Genomic DNA, 26834 nt, shown 5'->3' with positions numbered 1-26834 from the left:
AATGTTCGATTTATCTACGCGTGACATAAAATATTTGCAGGGGGTAGGACCGCAGCGTGCGGCGATACTGAACAAGGAACTGAATATCTATTCCTTTCGGGACTTGCTGTATTATTTCCCTTACAAGTATGTCGACCGTAGTCGTCTGTATTATATCCATGAGATAGACGGAAATATGCCTTATATTCAGTTGAAGGGTAAGGTCCTTAGTTTCGAAACCATTGGAGAAGGTCGTCAGCGGCGCCTTGTCGGACACTTTTCCGACGGAACGGGAATCGTCGACTTGGTATGGTTTCAAGGGCTGAAATTCGTTATGGGTAAATATAAGGCCAATGAAGAATATATCGTATTTGGAAAACCTACAGTCTTCAATGGGCGGATAAACATCGCTCATCCCGATATTGATCCGGCGGAGGAACTTACTCTTTCGTCGATGGGGCTTCAGCCTTATTACAATACTACTGAGAAGATGAAGCGCAGCAATCTCAATTCGCATGCGCTGGAGAAGCTGATGAAGAATCTTTTCGGGGCACTTCAGAAAGACATTATAGAAGAAACGCTCAGTCCGCAACTGGTGGCACAGCATCGCCTGATGTCGCTTACGGATGCACTCTATAACATTCATTTTCCCCAGAATCCCGATTTACTTCGGAAAGCACAGTATCGTCTGAAGTTTGAAGAGTTGTTTTATGTGCAGCTTAACATTCTTCGTTATACTAAAGAAAGAAGAAATAAATTCCGCGGACTGGTATTCGGACGGGTAGGAGAGATTTTCAATACCTTTTATTCTCAAAACCTTCCCTTTCAGCTTACAGGAGCTCAAAAGCGGGTTATCAAGGAGATGCGGCGTGACATGGGTAGCGGGCGTCAGATGAACCGGCTGTTGCAAGGAGATGTGGGCAGCGGAAAGACACTTGTAGCCTTAATGACTATGCTGATAGCCTTGGATAATGGTTATCAGGCTTGTATGATGGCGCCGACGGAAATTCTTGCAACCCAGCATTATGAAACGATATGCCGCTTCCTTGCAGGTATGAATGTAAGGGTAGAATTGTTAACGGGAAATATAAAGGGAAAACGCCGGGAAGCTATATTGAAAGATTTGGTAACGGGAGATGTACAGATTCTAATCGGCACTCATGCGGTGATAGAAGATACGGTCAACTTTTCTTCGTTGGGACTGGTAGTGATAGACGAGCAGCATCGTTTCGGAGTAGCTCAGCGTGCCAAGTTGTGGGCGAAGAACACTTGTCCGCCTCATGTACTGGTAATGACGGCGACTCCTATCCCTCGTACGCTTGCCATGACACTGTATGGCGATCTCGATGTGTCCGTCATCGATGAGCTTCCTCCCGGGAGAAAGCCCATTCAGACTGTTCATCAGTTTGATAATCGCCGTGCTTCGATGTATGCTTTCATACGGAAGCAGATACAGGAAGGGCGTCAGGCCTATATTGTATATCCGTTGATTCAGGAAAGTGAGAAGATGGATATCAAGAACCTGGAAGACGGGTATATGCATATTTGTGAAGAGTTTCCTGAATATAAGGTAAGTAAGGTACATGGCAAGATGAAGCCGGCAGAGAAAGATGAGGAGATGCAGCGTTTTCTTGCAAACGAAACTCAGATTATGGTAGCCACTACGGTGATTGAGGTAGGAGTGAACGTACCCAATGCCTCGGTCATGGTGATAGAGAATGCGGAACGTTTCGGCTTGTCGCAGTTGCATCAGTTGCGCGGACGTGTAGGACGTGGAGCTGATCAGTCGTATTGTATTCTGGTTACCGGCTATAAGTTGACGGAAGAAACGCGCAAGCGTATTGAAATCATGGTGCAGACAAACGATGGTTTTGAGATTGCAGAAGCCGATTTGAAGTTACGTGGTCCGGGTGATTTGGAAGGAACACAGCAGAGTGGTGTGGCATTCGATTTGAAGATAGCCGATATCGCCCGCGACGGACAGCTCTTGCAGTATGTGCGTGAGATAGCTGAACGACTGCTCGATGCCGATCCGAATGGGGAACATCCGGAAAATGCTATTGTATGGCAGCAGTTGAAGGAGCTTCGGAAAAAGAATGTGAACTGGTCGGTTATTTCGTAGTACATTTAAGAAGAAAGCGTTATGGCACTGACAGAAGAGGAAACGTACAAGGTGGAACGCTGGTTAAAACGCAAACATGTGAATGTGGAAGAGGTGGCTGGTTTTACATTTATGCAATACTATAAGCCTCGTCCCAGTAAATGCAAACCTTATTGGCGTTGCCTGTATGGATTGGGTGTGTTTATCTTTACCTTGAAGTCGGGTTTTGTACGTGGAACGCAACTGCAAGGCATGTGGTTGAATATGGGGCTTCGCCTGAATCCGGCTTGGATTGTGCAATATCTGCTGGCACGGAAGATTCCTTTTACCAATTATGAAACTCCCTTCAAGCAGGTGGATAGCCTGTCGGCAATTCGTACTTATGATGAGTTTTCAAAGAAAATGCGTTCGCGTCGCAGGTGGGGAATTTTTGAGTTGTTGTTTGGGCTGTTTATTTTCTTTGGGGCATGTTGGATGATTTTTGCAACTCCTCATGTATGGCTGGCGGGACTTTTAGTGTTGTTAATAGGAATAGCACATGTAGGACTTTCATTATCTACACTTTATCAGGGTATCTCTTGTCAGTATGCACTGAAGCTGGAACCGCAAGAAATGGTCTTGCTGCGGCCGGATGAAGATGAACCTGTAAAATTTGCTTATTCAGACCTTCGGAAGGTTAATTTCACGTCAGCACCTTTTGTGAGTCGCGAGTTTATCTCCTTCATCGAGTTGCTGGATGCCGATTTAGCTTATCACTGCTATCCGATAGAAAGAGTCCCGGTGAAAAAGTTCGATGAAATTGTTCTCATATTGAGACAGCTGGGGATTGATGCAACCAACTCTTTTTAAGAAGATGGCAGAGAAGATTATATTTTCAATACCACGCGGTCGCCGGCACGCTGAGCCATGATGCTCTGTGTTTCGTGCAGTTCTTTGTAATGTTTCATCACTTCCATGCAGCGTTGCGGGTCATTGGCTATCTCCGGATTGGCAAGTGCCTGAAGCGTATGTTTCATTTCTTCATCTACAATGGATAATTTAAAATCAAGTAGCAGTCGGGGTACCAGTTCATGCAGGCGTTCTTCATCAGTGATGATTTTCTGTCCTTTGGAATGATACTTGCTAAGCTGATAACGGTCGCTGGCCAGGTCGACGGCTGCTTTGCTGATTTCAGGTACGGGATGTGCGATGAAATAATGTTCAGCCGTAAAGTTCTCATCGTGGATGTGCATTTCTGCTTCTTTCAGCATCCGGCGATGAAGCGCAACATGGAACTGCAATTCGTCTTCCTTTAATCCTTCTGCTATGTATTCGGTTACGGTAAGCGGTTGCTGTTCTCCGTTTTCATCTTCCATATAGCACATAACCTTTTCTCCATATCGCACAATCATGCGCATCAGGTCTTCTTCCTTGGCGTAAAAGACTTTCTGTTCATTCCCTTCGGTTGGAATATACGAATTGTAGGTATCAGTTGGAATTTCATCAGGAACAGTCGAAGGCACACTCTCTTGTCCCATTGTTTCAACAGGAGGTAAGTCGGTTAAGATTCCACTTTCCCCAATATTTTCAGCAGGAGGAGGGGGAAGGGGAATGTCGCTGGCTGTTGCAAAAGGAGAAACTTCTCCTGTAGTTCCATACGGTTCGGGAGTAGAAGAAGTAGAAGCGATCGGCTTGTTGACGTTCGATGCTCCAGAAGCCAGCTGCTTTTCCCGATATTGTTTGCGTTGTTCTTCCTTGAATTTGTTTTCTCTTGCCTGTTCTATCAGCTTGGCAGTAGCTTCTACCAGGATCTTTTCCTCCATTTGTAGCAGTTGGCTACATTCGCGTATATATACTGAACGTACGATAGCATCAGGAATTACTGAAATACTTTTTACGATGCTCGAAATCAGCGAGGCACGCTTGATAGGATCTTTACCCGCCTCTTCCATAAGCAGGTTGGTCTTGAAGCGGATAAAGTCGACTTCATGATCATTAATATACGCCTGATAGTCGGTTGCATTATGCTTTCGGGCAAAGCTGTCCGGGTCGTCACCGTCGGGCAAAAGGCAGACCTTGATGTTCATGCCTTCCTCCAGCAACATGTCGATACCGCGGATGCTGGCTTTGATGCCGGCTCCGTCACCGTCATAAAGTACAGTTATATTGTTTGTAAACCGATGAATCAGTCGTATCTGGTCGGCGGTCAGTGCCGTACCCGATGAGGCTACTACGTTTTCTATTCCGCTCTGGTGCATAGAGATAACGTCGGTATATCCTTCGACCAAGAAACAACGATCCTGACGAACGATGGCTTGCTTGGCAAAATAAATGCCATAAAGCTCACGACTCTTATGATAGATTTCCGATTCTGGCGAATTGACGTACTTCATTTGTACGTTCTTGGTTGCGGAACTTAATACACGTCCGCCAAAGGCTACGACTTTTCCCGACAGTGTATGTACGGGAAATATTACACGTCCCCAGAAACGGTCGTGCAGTGTACCGTTGTCTTTGCGGTAACACAGTCCCGTCTTCAACAGAAATTCCTCTTTGTAACCCTTTTGCAGGGCAGCTTTCGCCAATGCATCGGGGCTGTCTGTACTATATCCCAGTTGGAATTTCTTGATGATGTCGTCGCGGAAACCACGGCCGCGCAGATAGGTCATACCAATACGCTGGCCGTCGATGTTGTTATGGAGAACATCTTGAAAATAATCGGATGCAAACTGATTGACAACAAACAAACTTTCGCGCAGGCTTTGTGCTTGTTTTTCTTCGTTGGTCAGTTCACGTTCCTTAACTTCAATGTTATATTTTCGGGCAAGCCATTTCAATGCTTCGTAATACGAAAGCTGTTCATGTTCCATGATGAAATGAACAACATTACCTCCTTTCCCACAACTGAAACATTTACAGAGTCCTTTGCTCGGTGAAACACTGAAAGATGGAGTTTTTTCGTTGTGGAAAGGACACAGTCCGATATAGTTTACTCCTCTACGTCGGAGAGTAACAAATTCGGATACCACGTCTACAATTTGTGCGGCATCGAGTATGCGGTCTATGGTGGCTTGGTCTATCATATCAAGAGGCGAAAATAATAAAAATAACTATAATGTGCAATGACTTTCTGTATGCCTCTTTGTCGGATAAGAGCTATATGATGTCTTCAGCAGGGGTGATAAGCGTCAGAAAACAAAAGCAATAGAAGCCCCAAACGTGAAGTTGTGCATTGGCGTTCTCTTGGTGTATGAATGAACATTCCGGTTGCCTTCTCCGTCTACCCATGAGTTTTTCAGGTCGTAGGTCAAGCGGGGAGAAGCAAAATCGTAGTCACAGTACAAACGGAAAGCGGCATCTTCTTTATAGCGATAGGTAAACGATATTCCAGTACCGATTTTATATGTTGAACTTTTACGTATACTCAGAAAGTCATCATCTACAAAACTACTATTCAACAATTCATCACGACTGATATCTTCCTGTTGCATGTAATATTCTATGTCCTCTTTATAGAATTGGTTATAAGCTGCTTCGCTTACAATGCCACGGTCGAATATCTGAGGATTAATACGGCAAATGGAATTCAATTTAAAGTTGGCATTCATTCTTCGTCCTACGAGCAGTTTGCTTCCAATTTGAAAATGTCGGCTGAATGGGTATGAGAAATAGAGTCCTAAGTCTACATCAAGCATTCCAAGATGGTCCGATTCTAATCCATCGAGTAAGAACATGTTGACCGGAGCACCTTCTTGCAGGTCGCTGTCCATATCGAAGTTCTTCATGTTTTCGGCTGGTATATCCGCTATGACGGGCAGGGTGGCAACTTTCAGACGTCCTCCGGCTCCGATGAAAGCATTGAAAAAGTAGGCACCTTCTACGCTGACTACGGTTGCTGTTCCTACTTTTAGGCGCATGCCGAGGGGAGATCCACCTTCAGAATCGTACAATTCGGCGGTTCGTAATGTGGAGGGACCGGATGCAATACCCATATTGAAACTTAAGAAAGAAGGCGCATCATAGCGGTTGTAATCTGCATTTAAACTCCATGTGTCTATATTCTTTTGTTTAAAAATCAAGTCTGAAAGAAAATATCCCAGATCTGTAGAAATCATTCCAATGCCGGCACCTACCAGTACGTCGCCAATCCAGTGACGGTTGTTTAGCTGACGTGTTACTCCGGTTAGTCCTGCCAGTGTGTAGCCGCCTATACTATACCATGGACTTTTCATACCATATTCCTTGTGAAGAATGGTTGCGCACATGAAAGCCGTAGCTGTGTGTCCCGAAGGAAATGAATTGTTTGAAGTGTTGTCCGGGCGGGTTTCCTTGGTTGTATATTTTAATGTGTTTACAAATCCAGCCATCAAGGCAGCAGAGAAAACATTGCTTACAGCCAGTTCTTTCCAGGAACTGCGGCTTTGTACTCCAGCCAGTTTTAATCCCCAGGTTGCAGCAAGAGGAACGTATTGAGTATAATCGTCATATTTGTGATGAAATTCGGGTTTGAACCGATTGCGTAGTGTACGAAAATCACTGTTTTGCTTTTTGACAATCAACCCGGATACGATAAAAGGAATCCCCATATACGAGAATTCTCTGTTAAAACTTTCTTGAGCAGTTATATATATCTTCCTTTCAGTCGGGGGGATGCTACTTGTTGAATCGTTGAAGTAGCAGGAAGACTCATCATTTATCTGATGAGCATATAGGGAAATGTTGCAGAACGACAGACAGAAAAGGAGAAGGAAAGTTCTTGATTTCATAGTATCCGTTATAAAAAGAATTCAAATCTATACAACGGAATTGGAGGGATGAAGGTTCATATTGTTTAGTTAAAAAACTTTGAATGAGGAACTTTTGACTTTTCCCTTTTGATTATGTACGAGAAGTAAATAGTAAAGTTCTTGGAATAGCAGTGAAATCTGGACACAATAAAAAAAGGAGATTGATTCGTCAATCTCCTTCCTTGTTATACTCGAAATATAAATTATTTGATATTCGGGTTCAGTTTGTTCCATTCAGAGATAGCTGGAAGAACGCCCATTGCGATAACTTCGTCACGCAATTCGCACAAGTGAGCATAGCTCTTATCCAAAGCAGCCTGTTCTTCTGCAGTACCGTTCAAAGCAGCGCAGTGGCAACCGTCAGCAGTAATTGAAGTTTCCCAAGCCATCATGATGTGATCGTACTTATCATTTGAAATGTAAGTACCAGCCGGCCAGCGGAATGCTTTACCACCCATAGCAGCACCAATCATTTCGATAGAAACGTATGCCGGGCTCTGGAATGAAGAACGTCCACGCAGGTTGATGATGTTAGCACCACCTTTTGTTACTTTCTGCTGGATTTCAGCCCACTGTTCTTTAGTCAAAGCGTCAGTACCGATCATGTCGATCAACGGTTTGCCGTTAACTTTTGCAGTAGAAGCGAATACAGCCATCTGTTCGCCGTGGCCACCGTAAGTACGGCAGTTTTCAACAGCGTCCATAGATACGCCGAAATGTTTAGCCAATTCACTGCGCAGACGAGTAGAGTCCAAAGCAGCCAAAGTAGTAACCTGACTTGGTTTCAAACCAGAGTACAGCAATGTGATCAAACCAGTGATGTCAGCCGGGTTGAAGATAACTACGATGTGTTTTACATCCGGGCAGTACTGTTTTACGTTCTTACCGAATTCTTCAGCGATAGCAGCGTTACCTTTCAGCAGGTCTTCACGAGTCATACCAGCTTTACGAGCAGCACCACCTGAGTTTACGATATATTTAGCACCAGTCAGCGCTTCTTTGATATCAGAAGTGAAAGTTACGTTTACGCCTTCGAAACCGCAGTGGTATAATTCTTCAGCTACGCCTTCCAATCCCGGAGCATACGGGTCATACAAACAGATGTTCGGAGTCAGACCCATCATGATAGCAGTCTGAGCCATGTTAGAACCGATCATACCGGCAGCACCAACAATGGTAAGTTTTTCGTTAGTTACAAATTCCATAATTCTTATTATTTAAGTTATGTTATAAAAGTGTATTTCTTTTTTTTCTTGCGCTACAAAGATAGGAAAGTTCTTTTGTAAAAACGAATCTTTCGTTACGTAAAAGTGGGCAAATCTGCGGGCTTTCGACTTAATTACGGAAAAATTTCACTATTTTTAAATTTGGATGTGGTGTTTTGCTATGAGGAGTTATCAATTGTCTGATTATGCTTGTCGGACATATTTCTTTGCCTTCAGTCTTCTTTTTTTCAGAAATAAGAATTAAGTTTGTATATGCGAAAGCAGAATCTATATAGATTAACCTAAATACTACAAATTATGACACATGTAATGCCTCAGTTACCTTACGGGATGGACGCACTTTCCCCGTATATGAGTAAGGAAACACTCGAATTTCATTATGGTAAACATCTGCAAACTTATGTAGATAATCTGAACAAACTGATACCTGGGACGCCTTATGAGAGTATGTCTTTGGACGAGATCGTGACAAAGGCAGACGGAGGTATATACAACAATGCCGCACAGACATGGAATCATACTTTTTTCTTTCAGAGTCTGACTGGCGGACAGACCGAGATGCCGTTGAAACTGGCTGATGCGTTAAGCAGAGCTTTTGGATCGGTCGACACATTTAAGGAACTGTTTACGAAAGCGGCTTTGGGATTATTTGGTTCTGGCTGGGTATGGCTGGTTGCTGATAAGGAACATAAGCTTTCAATTGTTGCAGAATCGAATGCCGGCAATCCGTTGACAAAAGGATTACGCCCTGTGATGGTGATAGATGTATGGGAACATGCTTATTACATCGATTACCGGAATCGTCGGGCTGCCTTCGTTGAGGCTTTCTGGAAATTGGTAGACTGGAATAAAGTGGCAGAACGGATTTGAATCGGTAAAAGGAGGATATTCTGTCTTAGGCTTGCTTCCTCTCAGCGGGCAAGCCTAAGCAAAATGATGTTTTTTATAACTATTTTGTGTGAAAAAGTAACGGGTGGGTTGCCGTGGCTTGCACAAGTTAAAAACAATCTTTACCTTTGTTTGGTAAAGAAACACATCTGCTTTATTAAAACTAAATTAAAACACATGAATACCATGTTATTATTTATGGGAATCGGTACGCAAGAATTACTTTTCATAGCCTTGATAGTACTGTTGCTTTTTGGAGGTAAAAAGATTCCTGAACTGATGAAGGGATTAGGCAAAGGAGTGAAAAGCTTTAAAGACGGAATGAATGGGGTAGAAGAAAATCTGAAAGATTCTGCTGAAAAAACGGATAAACCGGAAAATAAGGAAAAGTAACTATCGTGGAGCAAAAAAATGAATCGGAACTGACATTCTGGGACCATTTGGATGAATTGAGAGCCACACTTATACGAATTGCGTGTGTGGTTGTTGTGCTTATGTTATTGTCCTTTTTCTTTAAGGATGAACTTTTCCATATAATCCTGATGCCAAAGGATAATGACTTTTATGTTTATCGCTTTTTCGAGTGGATAGGAAATGTCTTGCATCTGTCCGGGCTTGAGGCGAACGACTTTCATGTCCGCCTGATTAATACCAAATTGTCGGGGCAGTTTCTCATGCACATGAACGTTTCATTTTATGCGGGCATCATACTGGCATCTCCTTATATTCTTTATCAGCTTTTCCGTTTTGTTTCGCCTGCATTGTATGAAAATGAAAAACGTTATTCGTTGCGGGTTATAGCATGGGGGTATGTTCTGTTTCTCTTGGGCGTATTGTTTAGTTATTTTCTGATTTTTCCTTTCACCTTTCGTTTTCTGGCCCTTTATCAGGTGAGTCCGGAAGTAGAAAACACCATTACGATTAATTCGTATATCGATACACTTACCATGCTAAGCTTGATGATGGGAATCACGTTTGAAATACCTATTCTTGCATGGCTGTTTGCTAAACTTGGCTTTCTGACGGCTGAGTTTATGACTAAATATCGGAAACATGCACTGATCATATCGCTTGTCATTGCTGCTATTATTACACCTACTTCCGACGTAGTTACATTATTGATGGTGACCTTTCCTATGTTTGTCTTATACGAAGTAAGTATTCTGATTGTTCGGAGAACTGGTAAATAAGAAGAGATGATGCGGTATGCGGTGAAACGTGCTGTGAAGTTTTTCTTTTTCTGTAATTGCCTGCTCGTTTTTTTGTACAAAAACAAAAAACTTTTGTACAAATTTTCAAAAAACGTCGGGAGAAATTTGACGAGATATGCTGACGCTTTTATTTAATAAAGGTGTTTATTGGTCTTTTTGCCCTTCACGCCCTTCACGAAGGTTGCTTTACTTTTCAGCTTATGATTAGTAGATGAAATTCAAGACTCTGTTTCTTAATAGATTAGATAGCCTTTTGCTCGGGAAAGAAATTTCCTTTTCATGCTTAGAGGACCGATGCAAAAAATAGTCATGTCATAACTCCGAACTCGAGTATTGACATGACTATTTTTTATGATTATGAGATACTTTATCAGAAGCTCTATTTCTGTTTGGCTTCTCCCTCTTCCATTTTTCGGGTAACAAACTGAATTTTTAAGTTTGCTTCTTTTTGTTCTTTGCGTATTTCTTCTATGCCGGCAAGGATACGTGCCAGATTGCTGACCTCTGTTATAGCCTTGATATCATTGGCATACATAATTGTCTTATAGTTGCGGTCGCCAATAAATTCCAGCTTGAGGCTTTTCTTGTCCTGATTGGCGGCAATATAAGCTGCAACTCCTCCATCATTGCCTACCTTGTAGTCGGCTTTTTCGATGGCCCGTCCCAGGTCGGTTGTTTCATAGCTGTCGTTGGATGCTGGTGTTTCGGCAAATGTGTCATCGCCTGCGCTGACTCTTACAGCCGTATGGTGGATATTTCCTCCTGCACAATAAATAGAGGTGAGTGACATTTCCCCCAGTTCGTTAACCTGTGCACGCAGGAAAGAACGTCCGATATTCTTTTCTACGACCTGAGTCGGATAGAAGTAGTTTCCTATTTCCTGATAAGCCGTATCTTTTTCCAGCACGAAATTGCCTTTTATAGAATCGAGTTCTGCCTGTTTGACGACCATCATGCTGTCCAGATAAGTTAGCGTTTTCTGTTGTTCCTGCAAGTCTATTTGCTGCATGAGCTGGATGCCCGCCTTCCGTACGTCTACAGCTTTGGGATAATAGGTGCGTATGCTGTCTATCTGTAACCGTGCAAGGTTATAGTCGCCCGCAGCAAAAGCCAGTTCCGCGCGCTGGAACAGTTTTCCTGCGTTTTTGCTGTCATTGTTACATCCTGACAATAATACAATCAGGGCTGCGGCTGCTAAAGTTATCTTTTTCATATAATTAATCAGTTTATTACGGAACAAAAATACAATTAAATCAGTTATTCCCTGCGAGGCTTTTCATTTTTTTGTAATTTTGCACGCTAATTTTGTAATAAACATGGAATTGAAAGAACACTTTACAGGCAAAATATTCAATCTGATATCCGAAACTGCTGACGAACTGGGACTGGAATGTTACGTGGTAGGAGGTTACGTGCGTGATATATTCCTGAATCGTCCGTCGAAAGACATAGATGTGGTAGTAGTAGGCAGTGGAATTGAGATAGCCGAAGCGTTCGGAAAGAAGTTGGGACGTGGTGCCCATGTTTCTGTCTTTAAGAACTTTGGAACTGCACAGGTGAAGTATCACGATGTGGAAGTTGAATTCGTTGGAGCTCGAAAAGAATCGTATAGCCATGATAGCCGTAAGCCGGTTGTAGAAAACGGAACGTTGGAAGATGATCAAAATCGCCGCGATTTTACCATAAATGCATTGGCAGTATGTTTGAATAAAGCTCGTTTTGGAGAGCTGGTAGACCCGTTCGGCGGTCTGGACGACCTGAAGGAACGTACCATACGAACTCCTCTTGACCCGGATATAACATTCAGTGACGATCCTTTACGCATGATGCGCTGCATTCGCTTTGCTACTCAGTTGAATTTCTTTATAGAGGATGAAACATTTGATGCCCTGAGCCGTAACCGTGAGCGCATCAAGATTATTTCACGGGAGCGCATTGCCGATGAATTGAATAAAATATTGCTTTCACCTGTACCTTCGAAAGGTTTCGTTGACTTAGACCGTTGCGGACTGCTGGAACTGATCTTCCCGGAACTGGTTGCTTTGCAGGGAGTAGAAGTCAGAAATGGAAGAGGACATAAGGATAATTTCTATCACACTCTGGAAGTGGTAGACAATATTGCAAAGGTTACCGATAATTTATGGTTGCGCTGGGCTACTTTGTTGCACGACATTGGAAAGCCGCGCACTAAACGCTGGGATCCTCGTGTAGGATGGACATTCCATAATCATAATTTCATCGGAGAAAAGATGATACCTGAAATCTTCCGGAAGATGAAGTTGCCTATGAATGAAAAGATGAAGTACGTTCAAAAGCTGGTCGGTCTTCATATGCGTCCTATTGTGATAGCCGATGAAGAAGTGACCGATTCGGCTGTTCGGCGACTGCTTTTCGAGGCTGGCGATGATATTGACGATTTGATGCTGCTGTGTGAAGCAGATATTACTTCGAAGAATGAAGTGCGCAAACAACGCTTTCTCGACAATTTCAAACTGGTACGTCAGAAACTGAAAGACTTGGAGGAAAAGGATCGTATCCGTAATTTCCAGCCGCCGGTAGATGGTGCTGAGATTATGAAGGTATTCAACTTGCAGCCGTGTCGGGAAATCGGCAGTCTGAAAAGCTCTATAAAGGACGCTATTCTGGATGGGATTATTCCTAATGAACACGATGCTGCTTTTGAGTTTATGCTTAAGAAGGCAAAGCAAATGGGACTGGAGCCCGTCAATCAATAAATCATTATACCGTTTTCGGGTTTCCGATCTGTATTTTTGCAAATAGGAAACCCGAAAACAAGAAAAAGATTATTCCTTGTTTAGAGTAATAAGAAATAAATCTAATTATCCAAATAGAAAAGTTTATATAAATAAGAGTTGTCCGTTTGTACGCTCTGTATGTGTCTGTAGGTTGGTTTTGCGTTTTAAAAGTTGCTCAATTTAGAAAAACATCTGTTAGTCCGTTTTTATTTATTCGATCAGAAGATATATCTTTGTAGAGCTTTTCGTTAGGTAACATAAGCGTTTCAAAAGGGAATGTCGTGTAAATCGGCAACAGTACCCGCTGCTGTGATTCTTAATGAACCGGAGACAATGCATGTGCAAGCCACTATTGTTTGAATACAATGGGAAGGTGTCTGCCGGGGAGAGATCAGTCAGAAGACCTGCCACGAAAAGCAAATCCAATCTTTTTATTAACTTTTCAAAGCAAACAGTATGAATTTAACTGAAATCTGTATTATCAAGCGTGACGGGAAGCGGGAAAACTTTTCGCCTTCAAAGATTACAAATGCCATCAGTAAAGCTTTCAATGCCACAGGACTGGCTCATCAGGAAGAGCTGATTGATGAAATTACTCAGCGTGTTATTGCTCATTTTGAGAATCCGACGATCGGAGTTGAGGAGATTCAGGACCTTGTAGAAACAGAATTGATGAAAGTGCAGCCTGAAGTTGCCAAGAAATACATCATTTATCGCCAGTGGAGAAATACAGAACGCGACCGCAAAACGCAGATGAAGCACATTATGGATGGCATTGTGGCTATCGACAAGAATGATGTAAATCTGAGCAACGCTAACATGTCGAGTCATACTCCGGCGGGACAGATGATGACTTTTGCTTCGGAGATTACCAAAGATTATACGTATAAATACCTTTTGCCCAAGCAGTATGCTGAAGCACATCAGTTGGGAGATATTCACATTCACGATCTGGATTATTATCCAACCAAGACAACAACTTGTATTCAATATGATCTTGATGACCTGTTTGAACGTGGTTTTCATACAAAGAATGGAAGTATCCGTACTCCGCAATCCATTCAGAGTTACGCAACGCTGGCAACTATTATCTTCCAGACCAACCAGAATGAACAGCATGGAGGACAGGCAATTCCGGCTTTCGATTTTTTCATGGCAAAAGGTGTACTCAAGAGTTTTCAGAAAGCAGTAGCATCGTCTGTTTCCTTTTATCTTGATATGAGAGATATACAGTTGGATGAGGCTGCGATACTGACTGTATCCAAACAGTGTTTTACTTCTATTGTTCCGACAGAGGATGAAAAGAAAAGTTTCCTTTCGGCAGCGGCCGGACAAGGCGTTACACTGACGGCCGGTGAACTGGAACACATTTTACGTAAGTCGTATGCTCAGGTACGCAAGGATACTCATCAGGCTATGGAAGGATTTATCCATAACTTGAACACGATGCATTCGCGTGGAGGAAATCAGGTAGTGTTCAGCTCAATCAATTATGGAACAGATACTTCGGCTGAAGGACGAATGGTGATAGAAGAATTATTGAAAGCGACCATCGAAGGCTTAGGTACACGTGGAGAGGTTCCTGTATTTCCAATTCAGATATTCAAAATAAAAGATGGAGTATCTTATTCTGAAGCAGACTATAAACGTGCGATGGAGGACTTTGAAGCTGCTATGGATGGGAAAGTTGAATTTGAAGCTCCAAACTTTGATTTGTTTCTGAAAGCTTGTCGGACAACGGCCAAGGCTTTGTTTCCGAACTTCATGTTCCTTGATACACCTTTCAATCGTCACGAAAAATGGGATGCAAGCGATCCGAAACGCTACCGTTATGAACTGGCGACGATGGGATGTCGTACACGTGTATTCGAAAATCTGAACGGTGAAAAGACTTCATTGGGACGTGGAAACTTGTCGTTTACTACCATGAATCTGCCGCGTCTTGCCATCGAGGCGCGTATTAAGGCTGAAAGTGTAGCTGAGAATCAGGGACAGGATGCCGTAGAACGTCTGGCGAAAGAAACGTTTATCAATTCAGTACACGATATGGCTGTCTTCATAGCCGAGCAGCTCTATGCCCGCTATCAGTATCAGCGTACAGCACTGGCACGGCAGTTTCCGTTCATGATGAGTAACAATGTGTGGAAAGGAGGCAGTGAGCTGAATCCGAACGATGAGGTAGGTGACGTACTGAATCAGGGAACATTGGGTATTGGTTTCATTGGCGGTCACAATGCCATGGTAGCTCTGTACGGACAAGGACACGGACATTGTCAGAAGGCATGGGACACATTGTATGAAGCTGTAGAAGAAATGAATCGTGTAGTAGAAGAATTTAAGCAGAAATATCATTTGAACTATTCAGTACTGGCTACTCCTGCTGAAGGGCTTTCCGGACGATTTACTCGTATGGACCGTCGTAAATATGGTGTGATACCAGGGGTAACCGACCGCGATTATTATGTGAATTCATTTCATGTCGATGTGAAAGAACCCATCAGGATCGTAGAAAAGATAAAATGTGAAGCTCCTTTCCATGCGTTGACGCGAGGAGGACACATTACTTATGTTGAACTGGACGGAGAGGCTCAGAAAAATGTGAAAGCAATTGCCAAGATTGTAAAGGTAATGCATGACGAAGGTATCGGTTATGGTTCGATTAATCATCCGGTAGATACCTGTCATAACTGCGGCTACAAAGGCGTTATTTACGATAAATGTCCAATCTGCAACAGTGAAAATATTCTACGCATGCGCCGTATTACCGGATATCTGACCGGAGATTTAAACAGTTGGAACTCGGCAAAGCGCGCAGAAGAACGCGATAGAGTAAAACACTGCTAATTCATTCGTTTGTTATTTAATAGAGGCTTTCTCTGCATACAGGTTCGGATATTGTGTAGTAGTCCCCTTGGGGAATAGATATCTGTATGTAGGAAAGCCTTTTTCATTTCGGATCGTGGTTAAGATTAAGGCTGAATTTTATTATGTTACATTATTTATATACATATTCCGAAACGATAGTCGATGGGGACGGTATACGTTTCTCCATATATTTGTCAGGATGTACACACCGATGTCGGGGATGTCATAATCCGGAATCGTGGAATCCACAGGCAGGTCAACCTCTTACCCGGGAGAAAATAGAGGAAATGATAGCGGCAATCAATGCCAATCCTTTGTTGGATGGAATTACTTTTTCGGGAGGAGATCCGTTCTATTCACCCGAAGAGTTTCTTTCTCTTGTCCGTGAATTCCGTGAGCGTACGCAGCAGAACATTTGGTGTTATACGGGATATACTTATGAAGAGTTGCTGGCCGATCCGCAACGCAAGCCGATATTGGCGTATATTGATGTACTGGTTGACGGGCGTTTTGAACAATCTTTATATTCTCCGAAGCTGGAATTTCGGGGAAGCAGCAACCAGCGTATACTTAAATTGACACATAAATAACTCCTTGTAGTGTATGCTTTTCGTTGTCGCACACGAATGAATAAATTGTTCCATGATATAAATCAAGAAAAACGTCTATTATAGAAGAAAAAGCATCCATCTTATTGCCGATTAAATAGAAAGCCATACCTTTGCATCATGGTTGTGAAACCAAAAGATAATAAAGATACACAAAGGTATTAGACTAGATTTTAAGGTAATTGAAAAAAGGTATTAGATTTAAGGTAAAAAAGCAATTTTAGTAAAAGGTATTAGATTTAAGGTATTAAGTTTTAGGTTTTTATTTTAAGGTATTAGGATAAAAAGGTAAATGTTTTCAGGAATTAGTTGAAATAGGATTAGAAAGATTGCTTTAAGGTAGAAAAGAAAAGGAAGGATAACAAACAAAACAACAACTGGATGAGAAAAAGATGCAAGAACCCTTAAATGGGGGTTCTTTAGGAAATCGGCGGTGTTCATACGAACAATCGCTTTTTTTATTTTATAGAGGCCCGTTTCCATTACTTTGACTTTACGGGTGTATCTTGTCAGATTCCATATACTATAATTTTTTCCGGATTCCTGTCTTTATATGGAAAAAGTACAAAGTATTATGGATGGCTTAAATCGTTATAATATGTTTTAAGGTATTTCATTTTTTTTAAATGATAACTTCACGTATCTTTGTGCCCGATGAAAGTAAAAACGCGTCATATACGCATTTGGGCGTTGGGCCTTTTAACCTTGTTTGCGGTATATTATACGGTTACGACACTGTATGTCCATATACACGAGGTGAACGGGGTTGTTATAGTCCATTCGCATCCTTTTACTGAACATCATTCTCATTCGGGCGGGCAAGCACTCACATTGCATTATTTGTCTACATTTACTTCGTTAGACTGGCATACGGCAGAATCAGTCTGTCCCGATTTTCCTCTACTTTATTTATTAACTTTTAATTTTAATGCATTCCATACCCTGGCATTGTACGGGGAAGGGATTTATTTGCGTGCACCTCCCATTAATCTTTTCATTTGATTTAATAAAAATAGGAAACCGAATTAGTGCCTGTTTTTTGTATTTGGATTGATTTTAAGTGAGTTACTTCGGATGGCCTTTAATGAAGGCTTGCCGGAGGAAGGCTTGAATTATGTCCAAACCAGGCTTCTTTATCTCATGTTGCAGGTAAGTCTTGGCGGAACAGGTTAATAAGTAACAAAAGAAAAGATTAATATAAAATGATAAAACATATTTTATTCATAATGGGATTGCTATGTTCTTTGGTGAGCTTAGCAACCGAACCGGTGAAGGAAGGAAATATCATAGCCGGACACGTGATAGAAAAAGGTACGGAAAATAGTTTGCCTTACGCTACAGTATTGATTGTAGAAACGGGAGAAGGAACGGTTACTGACGCTGAAGGCTATTTCCGTTTTAAAAATATTCCTGCCGGAAATTATACGTTGAAAGTGCAGAGTATAGGATACAATACTCAGACCAAGAAAGTTACGGTAAGTAAAGATTTCACGGTCGACATACATTTTGTGATGGAAGAAGAAACAATCATGACAGATGAGGTGGTTGTTTCAGCCAATAGAAATGAAACAAGCCGTAAGGTAGCACCGGTCGTTGTGAATGTAATGAGTAATAAACTGTTTGAGGCTGTCAATTCGAACAATCTGGCGAAGTCATTGAGTTATCAGTCTGGATTACGTGTGGAAAACAATTGTCAGAATTGCGGTTTTCCACAGGTACGCATAAACGGACTGGAAGGCCCTTATTCGCAGATATTGATAAACAGTCGTCCTGTAATGAGTGCTCTCTCGGGCGTTTACGGTCTGGAGCAGATTCCTACCAATATGATTGAACGTGTAGAAGTTGTTCGAGGAGGCGGTTCTGCTTTGTTTGGCGCCAATGCGGTAGGAGGAACGATTAATATCATTACGAAAGATCCTGTGAGTAATTCTTTTCAGGTAGCTTCTACCATGTCAAACCTGAATGGAAAGGTCTGGGAGCAATATATGGGAGCCAATGCTTCGCTTGTTTCATCAGATAATTCGTATGGAATCGCTCTCTATCAGTCGTACCGTAACCGTAATCCGTATGATGCAGATGGTGATGGCTTTTCGGAACTTGGCAAATTGAATATGAATACGTTTGGGTTACGTTCTTATTATCGTCCTACACAGTTCAGCCGTATTAGTCTGGAGTATCATACGACGAATGAGTTCCGCCGTGGGGGTAATAAATTTGATCTTCAGCCTCACGAAACGGATATTACTGAACAAACCAAGCATATTATCAATAGTGGAGGGCTGACTTATGATGTCTTTTTTAATGAATATCGTCATAAATTATCAGTCTATGGCTCTGTGCAGCATATAGACCGTAATAGTTATTATGGAGCCGGGAAAAATCCTAATGCTTATGGAAAGACAAAGGATTTGACTGCTGTAGGTGGAGCTATGTACGTAGGCAATATGGAAGATTGTCTTTTCTCGCCTGCAACATTTACTGGAGGTCTTGAATATAACTATAACTCACTGCATGATGTGATGACAGGCTACAACCGCGACTTACGGCAGAATGTGAGAATAATCAGCGGGTTTGCTCAAAATGAGTGGAAGATGAACTATTTTACGCTTTTGGCGGGTTTCCGTTTGGATAAGCATAACCTGATAGATAATGTTATATTCAGTCCGCGTGTCAATTTGTTGTGGAAGCCATCGGATAAACTCCAGGGACGTTTGACCTGGTCTACCGGTTTCCGTGCTCCGCAGGCTTACGATGAAGACTTGCACGTAGCGGCTGTAGGTGGTGAAGCGATGATTATTCGTCTGGCCGACGGGTTGAAGCCTGAACGTTCGAATAGCTTTAGTGGTTCTGTTGACTGGAGTTTCAACATCGGACATTTTCAGTCGGATTTGTTGGTGGAAGGATTCTACACTTCCTTAAATGATGTCTTTTACCTGACAGGAATAGGGAAGGATGCCGACACCGGTGCGGAAATACAGGAAAGACGAAACGGATATGGAGCACGTGTGTATGGAGCCAATATCGACTATAAAATAGCTCACGGGCGTGAAGCACAATTGCAACTTGGTTTTACCTTGCAGCAAAGTCGATATACAGAGGCTGTAAACTGGAGTGAAGATTCAGATGTTGCTCCTATTAAACGCATGCCTCGTACACCGGATTATTACGGCTATTTTACTTTTACTTCAGCCCCACTGAAGAATTTTGATTTTTCTTTCTCTGGAATCTATACAGGGCCGATGGTTGTTCCTCACTTTGCCGGTTATATTGAAAAAGACCGATTGGAACATACACCGAATTTTATGGAGCTGAACCTGAAGTTGAATTATACGTTTGTGCTGAATGACCACTTGAAGCTTCAAGTGAATGGTGGTGTACAGAACATGTTTAATGCTTTCCAGAAAGATTTGGATAAAGGTGCTTTACGTGATTCGAAGTATTTTTATGGGCCAACTCAACCCCGAACATATTTTATCGGGATTAAATTCTTCAATTGATCCATTGGTAAACTGTTGTTTTCTGACACGGTAATCAAACAAATAAATCCGGATTTCAGCCAATCATTTGCTGAAATCCGGATTTTATTGTTAGTAATACTTTAAAGTATTTAAAGTATCAGTTTATCTGCTGAAAGTATATACATGGCCTGCTGAATGCGCTTCCGTTACATCCATAACAGAAGTTTTTGTATTATCGTCCACTTTAAATAGTCCAAAGCCATATCTGCCATTCAAAGGCGATGAACTATAATAATACATTTGTACAGCTCCATTAGGAGAACTTTCCAGAATATATTTGCCATATGCATAGTTGTCAACCGCACTCCATTTCTGTCCGCTGTAAGTACCGATAGTCAATACATAATTGCCTGCATTCTCTCCAGTAGTAGGAGTGCCCACTATTTCTTCTGTTGCATCAATAAAGATACTACCATCTTCATTGTACTGTGCAATGAACGGGTATTGATCGGTAATGGCTTTTACTTTGCTTGAGTAATTTTCCCAGCCATATACTTTGTAAGTATTAGCTTCATCTCCTTCGGCAATTGTAACAGTAAATTCTTTCGAGTTAGTCCAGTCCCACCATGGTCCAGCTTCGTAATAATACAAAGAGGAACCGCTTGCCTTGACTGTCCAAGTTCCTAACCATTCTTCATAAGTCGGTTTAGAGTATTGCACAGGAGAAGTTTCTGTACGGGCATAAGTGTTTCCTGTCCATTCTACTGTATCATCCCAAAGAATTGATGCTACTTGATTGAATGTTGAAGTATACAGTTTACTTGATTTTAAGTTATAGAATGCCATATAACCGTAACCATTATTTTTGACTTTTTGCAAACTCGATTCGGAAACAGGAACAACAACAGGACTTCCGTTACTATCGGCAATTAGTGTAATTGCATATGGCGCTTCTATTTTGTTGTCTATGTCTTGACCATAATATTCGAAGAAAGAGCCATAACGACCATATACAGTATAATCAATTAAACTTTCAACTTCAGAGCCAAGAGGATGATCGCTGTACAGATACCAATAAATACCAAAGGCTATACCTTCTTCTTTAGGTAATTCTTCACGGCATGCCTTCAATAGGTTTGTATAGTTTTCAGGTGTACATTCAGCAGTACTTGCTACAACACCTGTTCCAGACTGTGCACTACCTTTGAAGCTTCCTTCGGCATAAGAAGAATATTCATCGTCGAAGTCAATTCCGTCCAGGCCGTAAATATCTACATAATATTTTAATTCTTTGGCGAAAGCTTTAGCTCCTTCTTCACTTAAGCTACGCATGCCGGCGTCATCGTGATTACCCAAGATGGACAAATGTACTTTGATACCTTTTTCTTGTAATGGACGGATAATCTTGTCTGCATTATGAAGAACATAACTGACTTGTTCGTTGCAATAAATATAAGGTTTTCCATCACTATCCAGATTAATGTTGGCAGCAAAGATACTTACGATGTCGAAGAATGGTTCTCCATTAGAAAGAGTATATTCGCCAGCGTTCAGTGGGTTCTCATTATTTACTTCGATGTAACACAAATTTTTGATTGCTTTATTGTGCTGTGGATAAGTAACCGATTTAACCTGATATATGTAAGACGAATTATTGCTTGATACAGTTACGCCGTTATCGGCTGTAGCTGTAATAGCTACGGCATTACCAGAATTTCCTGCCGGAATATTGACATCAATGTAGTCTGAAATTCTCTTACCAGCTGGAATTGTTACTTCTCCGTTGTTTGATAAGGTAGCACCTTCATATGTTGTATAATTCGTACCATTAGCAGCATTATAGGCGGTCAGTGCATCGTTGTCAATCTTGAATGTTACTTTGGTGTCCTGAGTAGCTGTCTTGCTCAGTTCAAAATAAACATGACCTGTGGCTTTTTCACCATTCTTTGCTGTCAGTGTAGCTCCCATTTGTGCTCCGGCAGCCGAACGTACAGCACCAAATGTACCATCCACATTACCCCATGGGTTGGTTATTCCATTTGTGATTTCAATATCGTCTTCACAGGCAGTGAAAGTAGTTCCCGCTAATGCGAGAACCACTGCCATGAAAGCTAATTTAAAACTTATATATCTCATAATAAATTACAAATTAAATTTAAGGTATTCATTCATTTGTTGCAGGAAGACTTACTTCCAACCATGTAGCTTCACTCTGAAATACACCATTATTGCCGTACTGGCTATAATCTTTTACATCATTTGTTTGATTATCACACAATTTCCAGTAGAGAATAAGATTCTCTTCACTTTCAGGATTTTCTACTACATAAAAATGGTTGTCTGCGTTGATTTCTTCCTTTGTTAATACTTTATCCCATACGCGAACTTCAGAAATTCTTCCTTCGAACCATCGGTTATCATTATAAGAATGTCCTACCCAAAAACTTCTTGGTTTGCCGTCATTATCATTCGAATGCTCTGGACTCCAATCTACCGTGCCGGCATTTACTCCTGTAAAGTGATCAACTTCTACTCCATTAAAGTACACGTACAAATCTTGTGCTTCACTATCATAAGTAACAGCGACATGTGTCCATGTATTCAGGTTTACAGCTTTTGATACGGCAAAGTTTCCAGCACCGCTTGTTGCTATTTGCAGAACATTAGGATCCAGACCTGCATCACCAAAGCGCAACAGGAAGCCTCCTTCTGTTCCCATTAATGTACTGATGCCACTTTCATGTCCATCACCAAATACTGTTGGGTAAATCAGAGCTTCGGCAGTCAGTTTTTTCAGTTTAAACTTTTCGGGAGTAGCCCAGGCATCTGTATAAATAGCATTCTTTGTAATATCTGGTACGACATCAATCAAGGCACCTTTTCTTACAACATAGTATTGGGTCTTGTTAGATGCCAGAATGTCTATGCTGCAACTTGTGACTGTAACAGGTAATACATAAGTTTTACTATCATCAATAACATCAAGTCCCTTGAATTTGATGGCAATAGGATCTGAGTTCAAACTTCCCGCAGGAATTATTCCTGAGGTTGTTGATAATTCATAGTTTTCAGATGGGAGCATTTCCATTCCACTGGTATAGTATATACCTTCGTATGCTTTCACCAAATTTGCGTCAGCTGCAATAGTGAAGGTAACATCCTGTCCTTCCGGTTTAGGAATAGATAATGTGAACTCTTGAATCTCTTCTACTGAAGTCGGTTTTATCAAGACTGTAGCGGGATTACTATCCGTCATGAATATCTTATTGCTAAAATTTTCTATATCGTCTGTACAGCTGGTAGCCAGAGCTCCGCTTAACAGCGCCAAAGAAATGAAAGAAATATTTTTAATTTTCATAATTCTGATTATTTAGTTGGAGCCGGGTTCAATATATTAATAGCTTCTTTTACGTAAGTGTAAGTTCCACCTGTAGCATAGTAATCGTTTTGCACGTTATATATAGCGATACCAGCTCTTGTGAAACCATCTGTTTCAGGATATCCTGCTGCCACCCAATAAGCAACTTCACTCAGTGCACGTACGTCTGTATCCCAATATCCTGTTTTCTTATCAGAAGTGTCAGCTCCTGTTGTTGATACTGCAATAACAATATTATCAGTAGGAACACCTTCGGTAAGAGCACTTTTTACAGTGAGTAACAACTGGTTTGTATCAGTTACCTTATCAATATCTAAAATGATATGCTCGCAATCGTTTAATATTGTTTTGTCTGTCAAGTTTTGAGGTTTCCCTTGCCATGTCAGCAACTTATCCTGATTTTCAGTTTTCCAGTTCTTTACAGCAGTCAACACAATATTTTGTGTTGTTGTATAAGCTTCTTTTTCTGCTGTATTCATAAATGTAGGATCTTGCCCCACAAACTTGACAATCACTCCGTCGAAAGATGAAGAGTATGCCAGTTGTTTATCCAGCTCAGATTGAAGATAAGCATTGAAGTCAGCTGCACTACCTTCTGTGCCAGCTACTGCCTGCTGATCTTCCCATGTTGTCTTGATATCGTCGTAACTGATTGTATAAACGACTTTTGACCCTTTGCTATGCATTGTTTCAATGTCAGATTTTTCAAAGTCAGCAAGAGCTTCTGGATACATTAGTGCAACAATATCTACACTATCAGGTATATTAGTCATGTGCTGTGCAGGGCTGGCAGGTACTTTTGTACTATTGTCGAACCATGCATATACGATTTTATGCTCTGCATTCTTGTAGTCACGAAGGCTTTGTAGATAATTGGCATAGGCTTCCGGGTTTTGTTCTTGTGCAGTTGGTCTGTTGATATCCAGACTTTCCACATCGGTGCAAGAAGCCATAGACAAGCTTCCCATCACGAGCAATCCCAGCGCTGATTTTATTATATTTTTCATAAGATACCAATGATTTTAGATTATAAAATTAGTTACCTGCCTGAATGTTTTCTCTTCCAGGTTTTTTGTCCCACCAAACTTTAGTGGCATAATTGTCTGCGCCTCCCAGAGCAGAAAGTGCTCCCGGCATATTTACAGCATTGCTTACATATTCGTCTGAAGGATAAGGAATACGGTTGGCGCCTACATTAGAGTCAACTACTCCTGCACTCTTGTTTCCTGCTTCAGTAGAAGGCATCAGGCGAGGATAGCCAGTACGGCGGTGGTCGGCCCAGGATTCATTTCCCAGCATCCAGTTTGCAATCCATTTCTGTGTAATAATACGTTCCTGTTTAACTTCTTCACTTGCTGTTTCATCCCATGCTATTGTGATAGAAGACAGTTGCGATGCATAACTGTTTGTTCCGGCAGGGTCACTGTATGCTGTTGGCTTGCTTGTATTATCTGTCAGATAGGTGGAAGCTCCGTTTACTCCCCATTGTTCGAATGACAATGTTACGCCATCTTCATAATATTCTTTGGCTGTTTTTGATCCAACATTAAAATTGAATGAAGGTAGTTTGGCTTCAGCACGCAGGAATGCAACTTCGGCAGCATTCATCCAATAAATAGGATCACCTTGACCAATATTTACTCCCGAATATTTACGGACATTATTACCCAGACTGGTAAGTTCAATACTACGTCGGATACCTACATATTCCATTCCTTCTCCCCATTCCGACTTTACAAAGTATTTCTCGCGTCGAGGATCGTTATAACCGTTCATGTAACAGATAATGTCGGCAGCAGCGTGAGTATCACCACCTGTTTCAGTCCCTTCTGCTGCATTATATCGAGTTGCAGTGTACAGCGGATTGGTTGTCGTTCCGAAGTAATTCCATTGAGCGTTGTCTGCATTTGATTCGATGACACCACCATTTTCTTCTTTTACTGCATCTTCAGCCCATTGCTTAGCCTTTGCAGGAGCAGCATAAGAAATACGCATAGCCAAACGGAGTTTCAATGAATTTGCGAATTTAATCCATTTGGTGAGGTCGCCACTATATACATAATCGGCAGTTGCTGTCAGCGCAGCTTCCGGATTGGCTTGCAGCACCTGTACAGCTTCTGTCAGTTCCTGGAAGAAAGTGTCGTAAACCTTTTCCTGTGTATCATAAGGAGTCGTAATAGAACCGTCCTTTCCAATTTCTGTGTAAGGAATAGGTCCATAAGCATCCGTGACACGACTCATAGCTGCTACCTTGATTATTTTAGCAATAGCCAAAGGAACCTGATTACCTGTTTGTGTAGCAAGATTTTCTATGGCAGTAAGATTTGTATATAGAATAGGAATAATACGATCCGATTTCAGGAATACTCTTGTCCAGTCGTCTGAAGCATTGAAATTGGCAATTGTCTTACTCCACGATGTATTACTATCGGCAAAATATCCACCATAGGGACCACCCAGCAGACAGTCTGTAAACTGTGCAGTATTAACATCGGATGAAACGACACAGCTGGCCAAATTATTCATGGCAGAACCCAGTGCATAATCGTCTGCACTCAAATCTCCCGGTTGATAAGGATTAGAGTTTATTTCCAGATAGTCGCCGGTACAAGCTACGCTGGCAACTGTCAAGGTTCCTAATAACAATTTATTTATGAAACTTCTCATAGCGTTTTACGTTTAAAATTTTAAAGTTACACTACAACCAATGTTGCGGGTTGAAGGCATCATAAAGTAGTCGATACCTTGGTAGAAATTATTTGTAGAAGCGACGTTTTCAGGATCGAACGGAGCTTTGCAATAAAGCAGCCACAAATTACGTCCTACAAGTGAAATCGTCAGGTCGCATACATCACCCAGCATTTTACGTGGGAATGTATATCCTATTGAAGCTTCCTGTAAACGGACGTTGGTTGCCGAATAAGTATAATACTGTGCAACAGCGTCACCGCTACCAATACCACGATACCATGCTTCCGGATTAATCTGGTCATTGCCGTTTACTAATACGTAACCTTGGTCACGTGCTTCGGCTGTAGATTCAGATACACCGAAATCATCGAGCATTGCTTGTGTACGAGAGAATACCACACCACCCAGACGTGCAGAAATCATGAAGCCAAAACGGAAGTTGTTCCACGAGAAGTCATTGCGCCATGCCATGTTTGCTTTGGGCAATACACTACCTAATTTAATATAATCGTCTACGTTCGAAATTGTTTCAGTCGCAATCTGTCCGGTTGCATCTACATAGATATTGCCGTTAGCATCACGTTTCAAGTCACGGTTTGAATAAATGTCACCCATTGAACCTCCTTCTTTCAATAAGAAACGTGCAGAGCCCAGTCCGCCCATGTTCAATGTACTGATAGAAAATGATTCCCCGGTTGCAGGATTGATTGCATTGTCAGCCAATTCCAAAATCTTGTTTTGATTGGTAGAGAATGTATAATTGCTGCTCCAGTGGAATTTGTTCCATTCTTTTTCATATCCTAAGGCAATGTTGTCCTAAACGATTTATAGGTACGATGAATATGAGGTTGTTGTAGATAACAACCCCTTCAAAGCTTTTTTTGGCCCCATTTATACTACTCCAGC

18 protein-coding genes, 1 pseudogene and 1 riboswitch are annotated in these 26834 nt (G+C 41.6%); of the genes and pseudogenes, 10 read left to right on the top strand and 9 right to left on the bottom strand.

Going from position 1 to position 26834, the window contains the following annotated elements:
• Position 1 precedes the first annotated feature (1 nt).
• Together recG and ACZM60_RS03835 are read left to right on the top strand one after the other, a co-directional pair.
• Positions 2 to 2101 (top strand): ATP-dependent DNA helicase RecG, encoded by a 2100-nt coding sequence (gene recG / locus ACZM60_RS03840; protein WP_340319394.1) that lies wholly within the window; start codon positions 2 to 4, stop codon positions 2099 to 2101.
• A gap of 21 nt (positions 2102 to 2122) precedes the next feature.
• Positions 2123 to 2929, top strand: a complete 807-nt coding sequence (locus ACZM60_RS03835; RefSeq protein WP_489520870.1) for a hypothetical protein — start codon at positions 2123 to 2125, stop codon at positions 2927 to 2929.
• 17 nt (positions 2930 to 2946) lie between these two features.
• Here ACZM60_RS03835 and dnaG read toward each other — a convergent pair whose 3' ends face one another.
• The 3 genes from dnaG to ACZM60_RS03820 all read right to left on the bottom strand — a co-directional run bounded on the left by dnaG (position 2947) and on the right by ACZM60_RS03820 (position 8051).
• Complete coding sequence (gene dnaG, locus ACZM60_RS03830; RefSeq protein ID WP_489520869.1) at positions 2947 to 5142, bottom strand: DNA primase; 2196 nt, start codon at positions 5140 to 5142, stop codon at positions 2947 to 2949.
• Positions 5143 to 5247: 105 nt separating this feature from the next.
• A complete protein-coding gene (locus ACZM60_RS03825; protein WP_489520868.1) occupies positions 5248 to 6645 on the bottom strand; it encodes a phosphatase PAP2 family protein in 1398 nt (465 codons plus the stop codon).
• 404 nt (positions 6646 to 7049) lie between these two features.
• Positions 7050 to 8051, bottom strand: coding sequence for a malate dehydrogenase (locus tag ACZM60_RS03820; RefSeq protein ID WP_340319398.1), 1002 nt, complete (start codon positions 8049 to 8051; stop codon positions 7050 to 7052).
• A 318-nt stretch (positions 8052 to 8369) separates the two neighbouring features.
• Between ACZM60_RS03820 and ACZM60_RS03815 the strand changes: the two genes are divergently transcribed.
• The 3 genes from ACZM60_RS03815 to tatC all read left to right on the top strand — a co-directional run bounded on the left by ACZM60_RS03815 (position 8370) and on the right by tatC (position 10150).
• On the top strand, positions 8370 to 8942 hold the full coding sequence (locus ACZM60_RS03815; RefSeq protein WP_021970728.1) for a superoxide dismutase: 573 nt from the start codon (positions 8370 to 8372) through the stop codon (positions 8940 to 8942).
• A 195-nt stretch (positions 8943 to 9137) separates the two neighbouring features.
• Positions 9138 to 9353 carry a Sec-independent protein translocase subunit TatA/TatB gene (locus ACZM60_RS03810; protein WP_021970729.1) on the top strand — a complete coding sequence of 72 codons (216 nt, stop codon included), beginning with the start codon at positions 9138 to 9140 and terminating at the stop codon, positions 9351 to 9353.
• Between the two features lie 5 nt (positions 9354 to 9358).
• Entirely contained in the window at positions 9359 to 10150 is a 792-nt protein-coding gene (gene tatC / locus ACZM60_RS03805) for a twin-arginine translocase subunit TatC (RefSeq protein ID WP_489520867.1), read from the top strand.
• A 400-nt stretch (positions 10151 to 10550) separates the two neighbouring features.
• Here tatC and ACZM60_RS03800 read toward each other — a convergent pair whose 3' ends face one another.
• Entirely contained in the window at positions 10551 to 11384 is an 834-nt protein-coding gene (locus ACZM60_RS03800) for a hypothetical protein (RefSeq protein WP_489520866.1), read from the bottom strand.
• Between the two features lie 103 nt (positions 11385 to 11487).
• Here ACZM60_RS03800 and ACZM60_RS03795 point away from each other — a divergent pair, with 103 nt between their 5' ends.
• From ACZM60_RS03795 to ACZM60_RS03775, 5 genes are all read left to right on the top strand, one after another.
• A complete protein-coding gene (locus ACZM60_RS03795) occupies positions 11488 to 12906 on the top strand; it encodes a CCA tRNA nucleotidyltransferase (protein ID WP_021970732.1) in 1419 nt (472 codons plus the stop codon).
• 252 nt (positions 12907 to 13158) lie between these two features.
• Positions 13159 to 13353, top strand: a riboswitch (cobalamin riboswitch).
• A 30-nt stretch (positions 13354 to 13383) separates the two neighbouring features.
• Complete coding sequence (locus tag ACZM60_RS03790) at positions 13384 to 15771, top strand: anaerobic ribonucleoside triphosphate reductase (protein WP_489520865.1); 2388 nt, start codon at positions 13384 to 13386, stop codon at positions 15769 to 15771.
• Between the two features lie 143 nt (positions 15772 to 15914).
• Positions 15915 to 16382, top strand: a complete 468-nt coding sequence (gene nrdG, locus ACZM60_RS03785) for an anaerobic ribonucleoside-triphosphate reductase activating protein (protein ID WP_021970734.1) — start codon at positions 15915 to 15917, stop codon at positions 16380 to 16382.
• A gap of 672 nt (positions 16383 to 17054) precedes the next feature.
• On the top strand, positions 17055 to 17402 hold the full coding sequence (locus ACZM60_RS03780; protein WP_021970735.1) for a DUF8478 family putative metalloprotein: 348 nt from the start codon (positions 17055 to 17057) through the stop codon (positions 17400 to 17402).
• A gap of 200 nt (positions 17403 to 17602) precedes the next feature.
• Positions 17603 to 19897 carry a TonB-dependent receptor gene (locus tag ACZM60_RS03775; RefSeq protein WP_445323127.1) on the top strand — a complete coding sequence of 765 codons (2295 nt, stop codon included), beginning with the start codon at positions 17603 to 17605 and terminating at the stop codon, positions 19895 to 19897.
• A gap of 123 nt (positions 19898 to 20020) precedes the next feature.
• Here ACZM60_RS03775 and ACZM60_RS03770 read toward each other — a convergent pair whose 3' ends face one another.
• The 5 genes and pseudogenes from ACZM60_RS03770 to ACZM60_RS03750 all read right to left on the bottom strand — a co-directional run.
• Positions 20021 to 21964, bottom strand: coding sequence for a BT_3987 domain-containing protein (locus ACZM60_RS03770; protein WP_489520864.1), 1944 nt, complete (start codon positions 21962 to 21964; stop codon positions 20021 to 20023).
• A 58-nt stretch (positions 21965 to 22022) separates the two neighbouring features.
• A complete protein-coding gene (locus ACZM60_RS03765; protein ID WP_021970739.1) occupies positions 22023 to 23216 on the bottom strand; it encodes a DUF1735 and LamG domain-containing protein in 1194 nt (397 codons plus the stop codon).
• 8 nt (positions 23217 to 23224) lie between these two features.
• The gene (locus ACZM60_RS03760) at positions 23225 to 24244 is read right to left on the bottom strand and encodes a glycoside hydrolase family 18 (RefSeq protein WP_489520863.1); all 1020 of its coding nucleotides are present in this window, start codon (positions 24242 to 24244) and stop codon (positions 23225 to 23227) included.
• Positions 24245 to 24272: 28 nt separating this feature from the next.
• Entirely contained in the window at positions 24273 to 25904 is a 1632-nt protein-coding gene (locus tag ACZM60_RS03755) for a RagB/SusD family nutrient uptake outer membrane protein (protein WP_021970741.1), read from the bottom strand.
• A gap of 12 nt (positions 25905 to 25916) precedes the next feature.
• Positions 25917 to 26735: pseudogene (locus ACZM60_RS03750) on the bottom strand (SusC/RagA family protein); the annotation flags it as partial.
• Between the last annotated feature and the right edge of the window lie 99 nt (positions 26736 to 26834).

It is taken from the genome of Phocaeicola sp. (assembly GCF_057861905.1).
Note: the sequence above shows the minus strand (reverse complement) of the source record. Positions and strands in the feature narration are given on the sequence as shown.

Coding starts and splice junctions, on each gene's coding strand:
- ACZM60_RS03790 (WP_489520865.1), top strand. CDS start 13,384: ATGAATTTAACTGAAATCTGTATTATCAAGCGTGACGGGAAGCGGGAA.
- ACZM60_RS03780 (WP_021970735.1), top strand. CDS start 17,055: ATGAAAGTAAAAACGCGTCATATACGCATTTGGGCGTTGGGCCTTTTA.
- dnaG (WP_489520869.1), bottom strand. CDS start 5,142: ATGATAGACCAAGCCACCATAGACCGCATACTCGATGCCGCACAAATT.
- ACZM60_RS03770 (WP_489520864.1), bottom strand. CDS start 21,964: ATGGCAGTGGTTCTCGCATTAGCGGGAACTACTTTCACTGCCTGTGAA.
- ACZM60_RS03755 (WP_021970741.1), bottom strand. CDS start 25,904: ATGAGAAGTTTCATAAATAAATTGTTATTAGGAACCTTGACAGTTGCC.
- ACZM60_RS03795 (WP_021970732.1), top strand. CDS start 11,488: ATGGAATTGAAAGAACACTTTACAGGCAAAATATTCAATCTGATATCC.
- ACZM60_RS03765 (WP_021970739.1), bottom strand. CDS start 23,216: ATGAAAATTAAAAATATTTCTTTCATTTCTTTGGCGCTGTTAAGCGGA.
- recG (WP_340319394.1), top strand. CDS start 2: ATGTTCGATTTATCTACGCGTGACATAAAATATTTGCAGGGGGTAGGA.
- ACZM60_RS03775 (WP_445323127.1), top strand. CDS start 17,603: ATGATAAAACATATTTTATTCATAATGGGATTGCTATGTTCTTTGGTG.
- ACZM60_RS03760 (WP_489520863.1), bottom strand. CDS start 24,244: ATGAAAAATATAATAAAATCAGCGCTGGGATTGCTCGTGATGGGAAGC.
- ACZM60_RS03835 (WP_489520870.1), top strand. CDS start 2,123: ATGGCACTGACAGAAGAGGAAACGTACAAGGTGGAACGCTGGTTAAAA.
- nrdG (WP_021970734.1), top strand. CDS start 15,915: ATGTTACATTATTTATATACATATTCCGAAACGATAGTCGATGGGGAC.
- ACZM60_RS03820 (WP_340319398.1), bottom strand. CDS start 8,051: ATGGAATTTGTAACTAACGAAAAACTTACCATTGTTGGTGCTGCCGGT.
- ACZM60_RS03815 (WP_021970728.1), top strand. CDS start 8,370: ATGACACATGTAATGCCTCAGTTACCTTACGGGATGGACGCACTTTCC.
- ACZM60_RS03825 (WP_489520868.1), bottom strand. CDS start 6,645: ATGGGGATTCCTTTTATCGTATCCGGGTTGATTGTCAAAAAGCAAAAC.
- ACZM60_RS03800 (WP_489520866.1), bottom strand. CDS start 11,384: ATGAAAAAGATAACTTTAGCAGCCGCAGCCCTGATTGTATTATTGTCA.
- ACZM60_RS03810 (WP_021970729.1), top strand. CDS start 9,138: ATGAATACCATGTTATTATTTATGGGAATCGGTACGCAAGAATTACTT.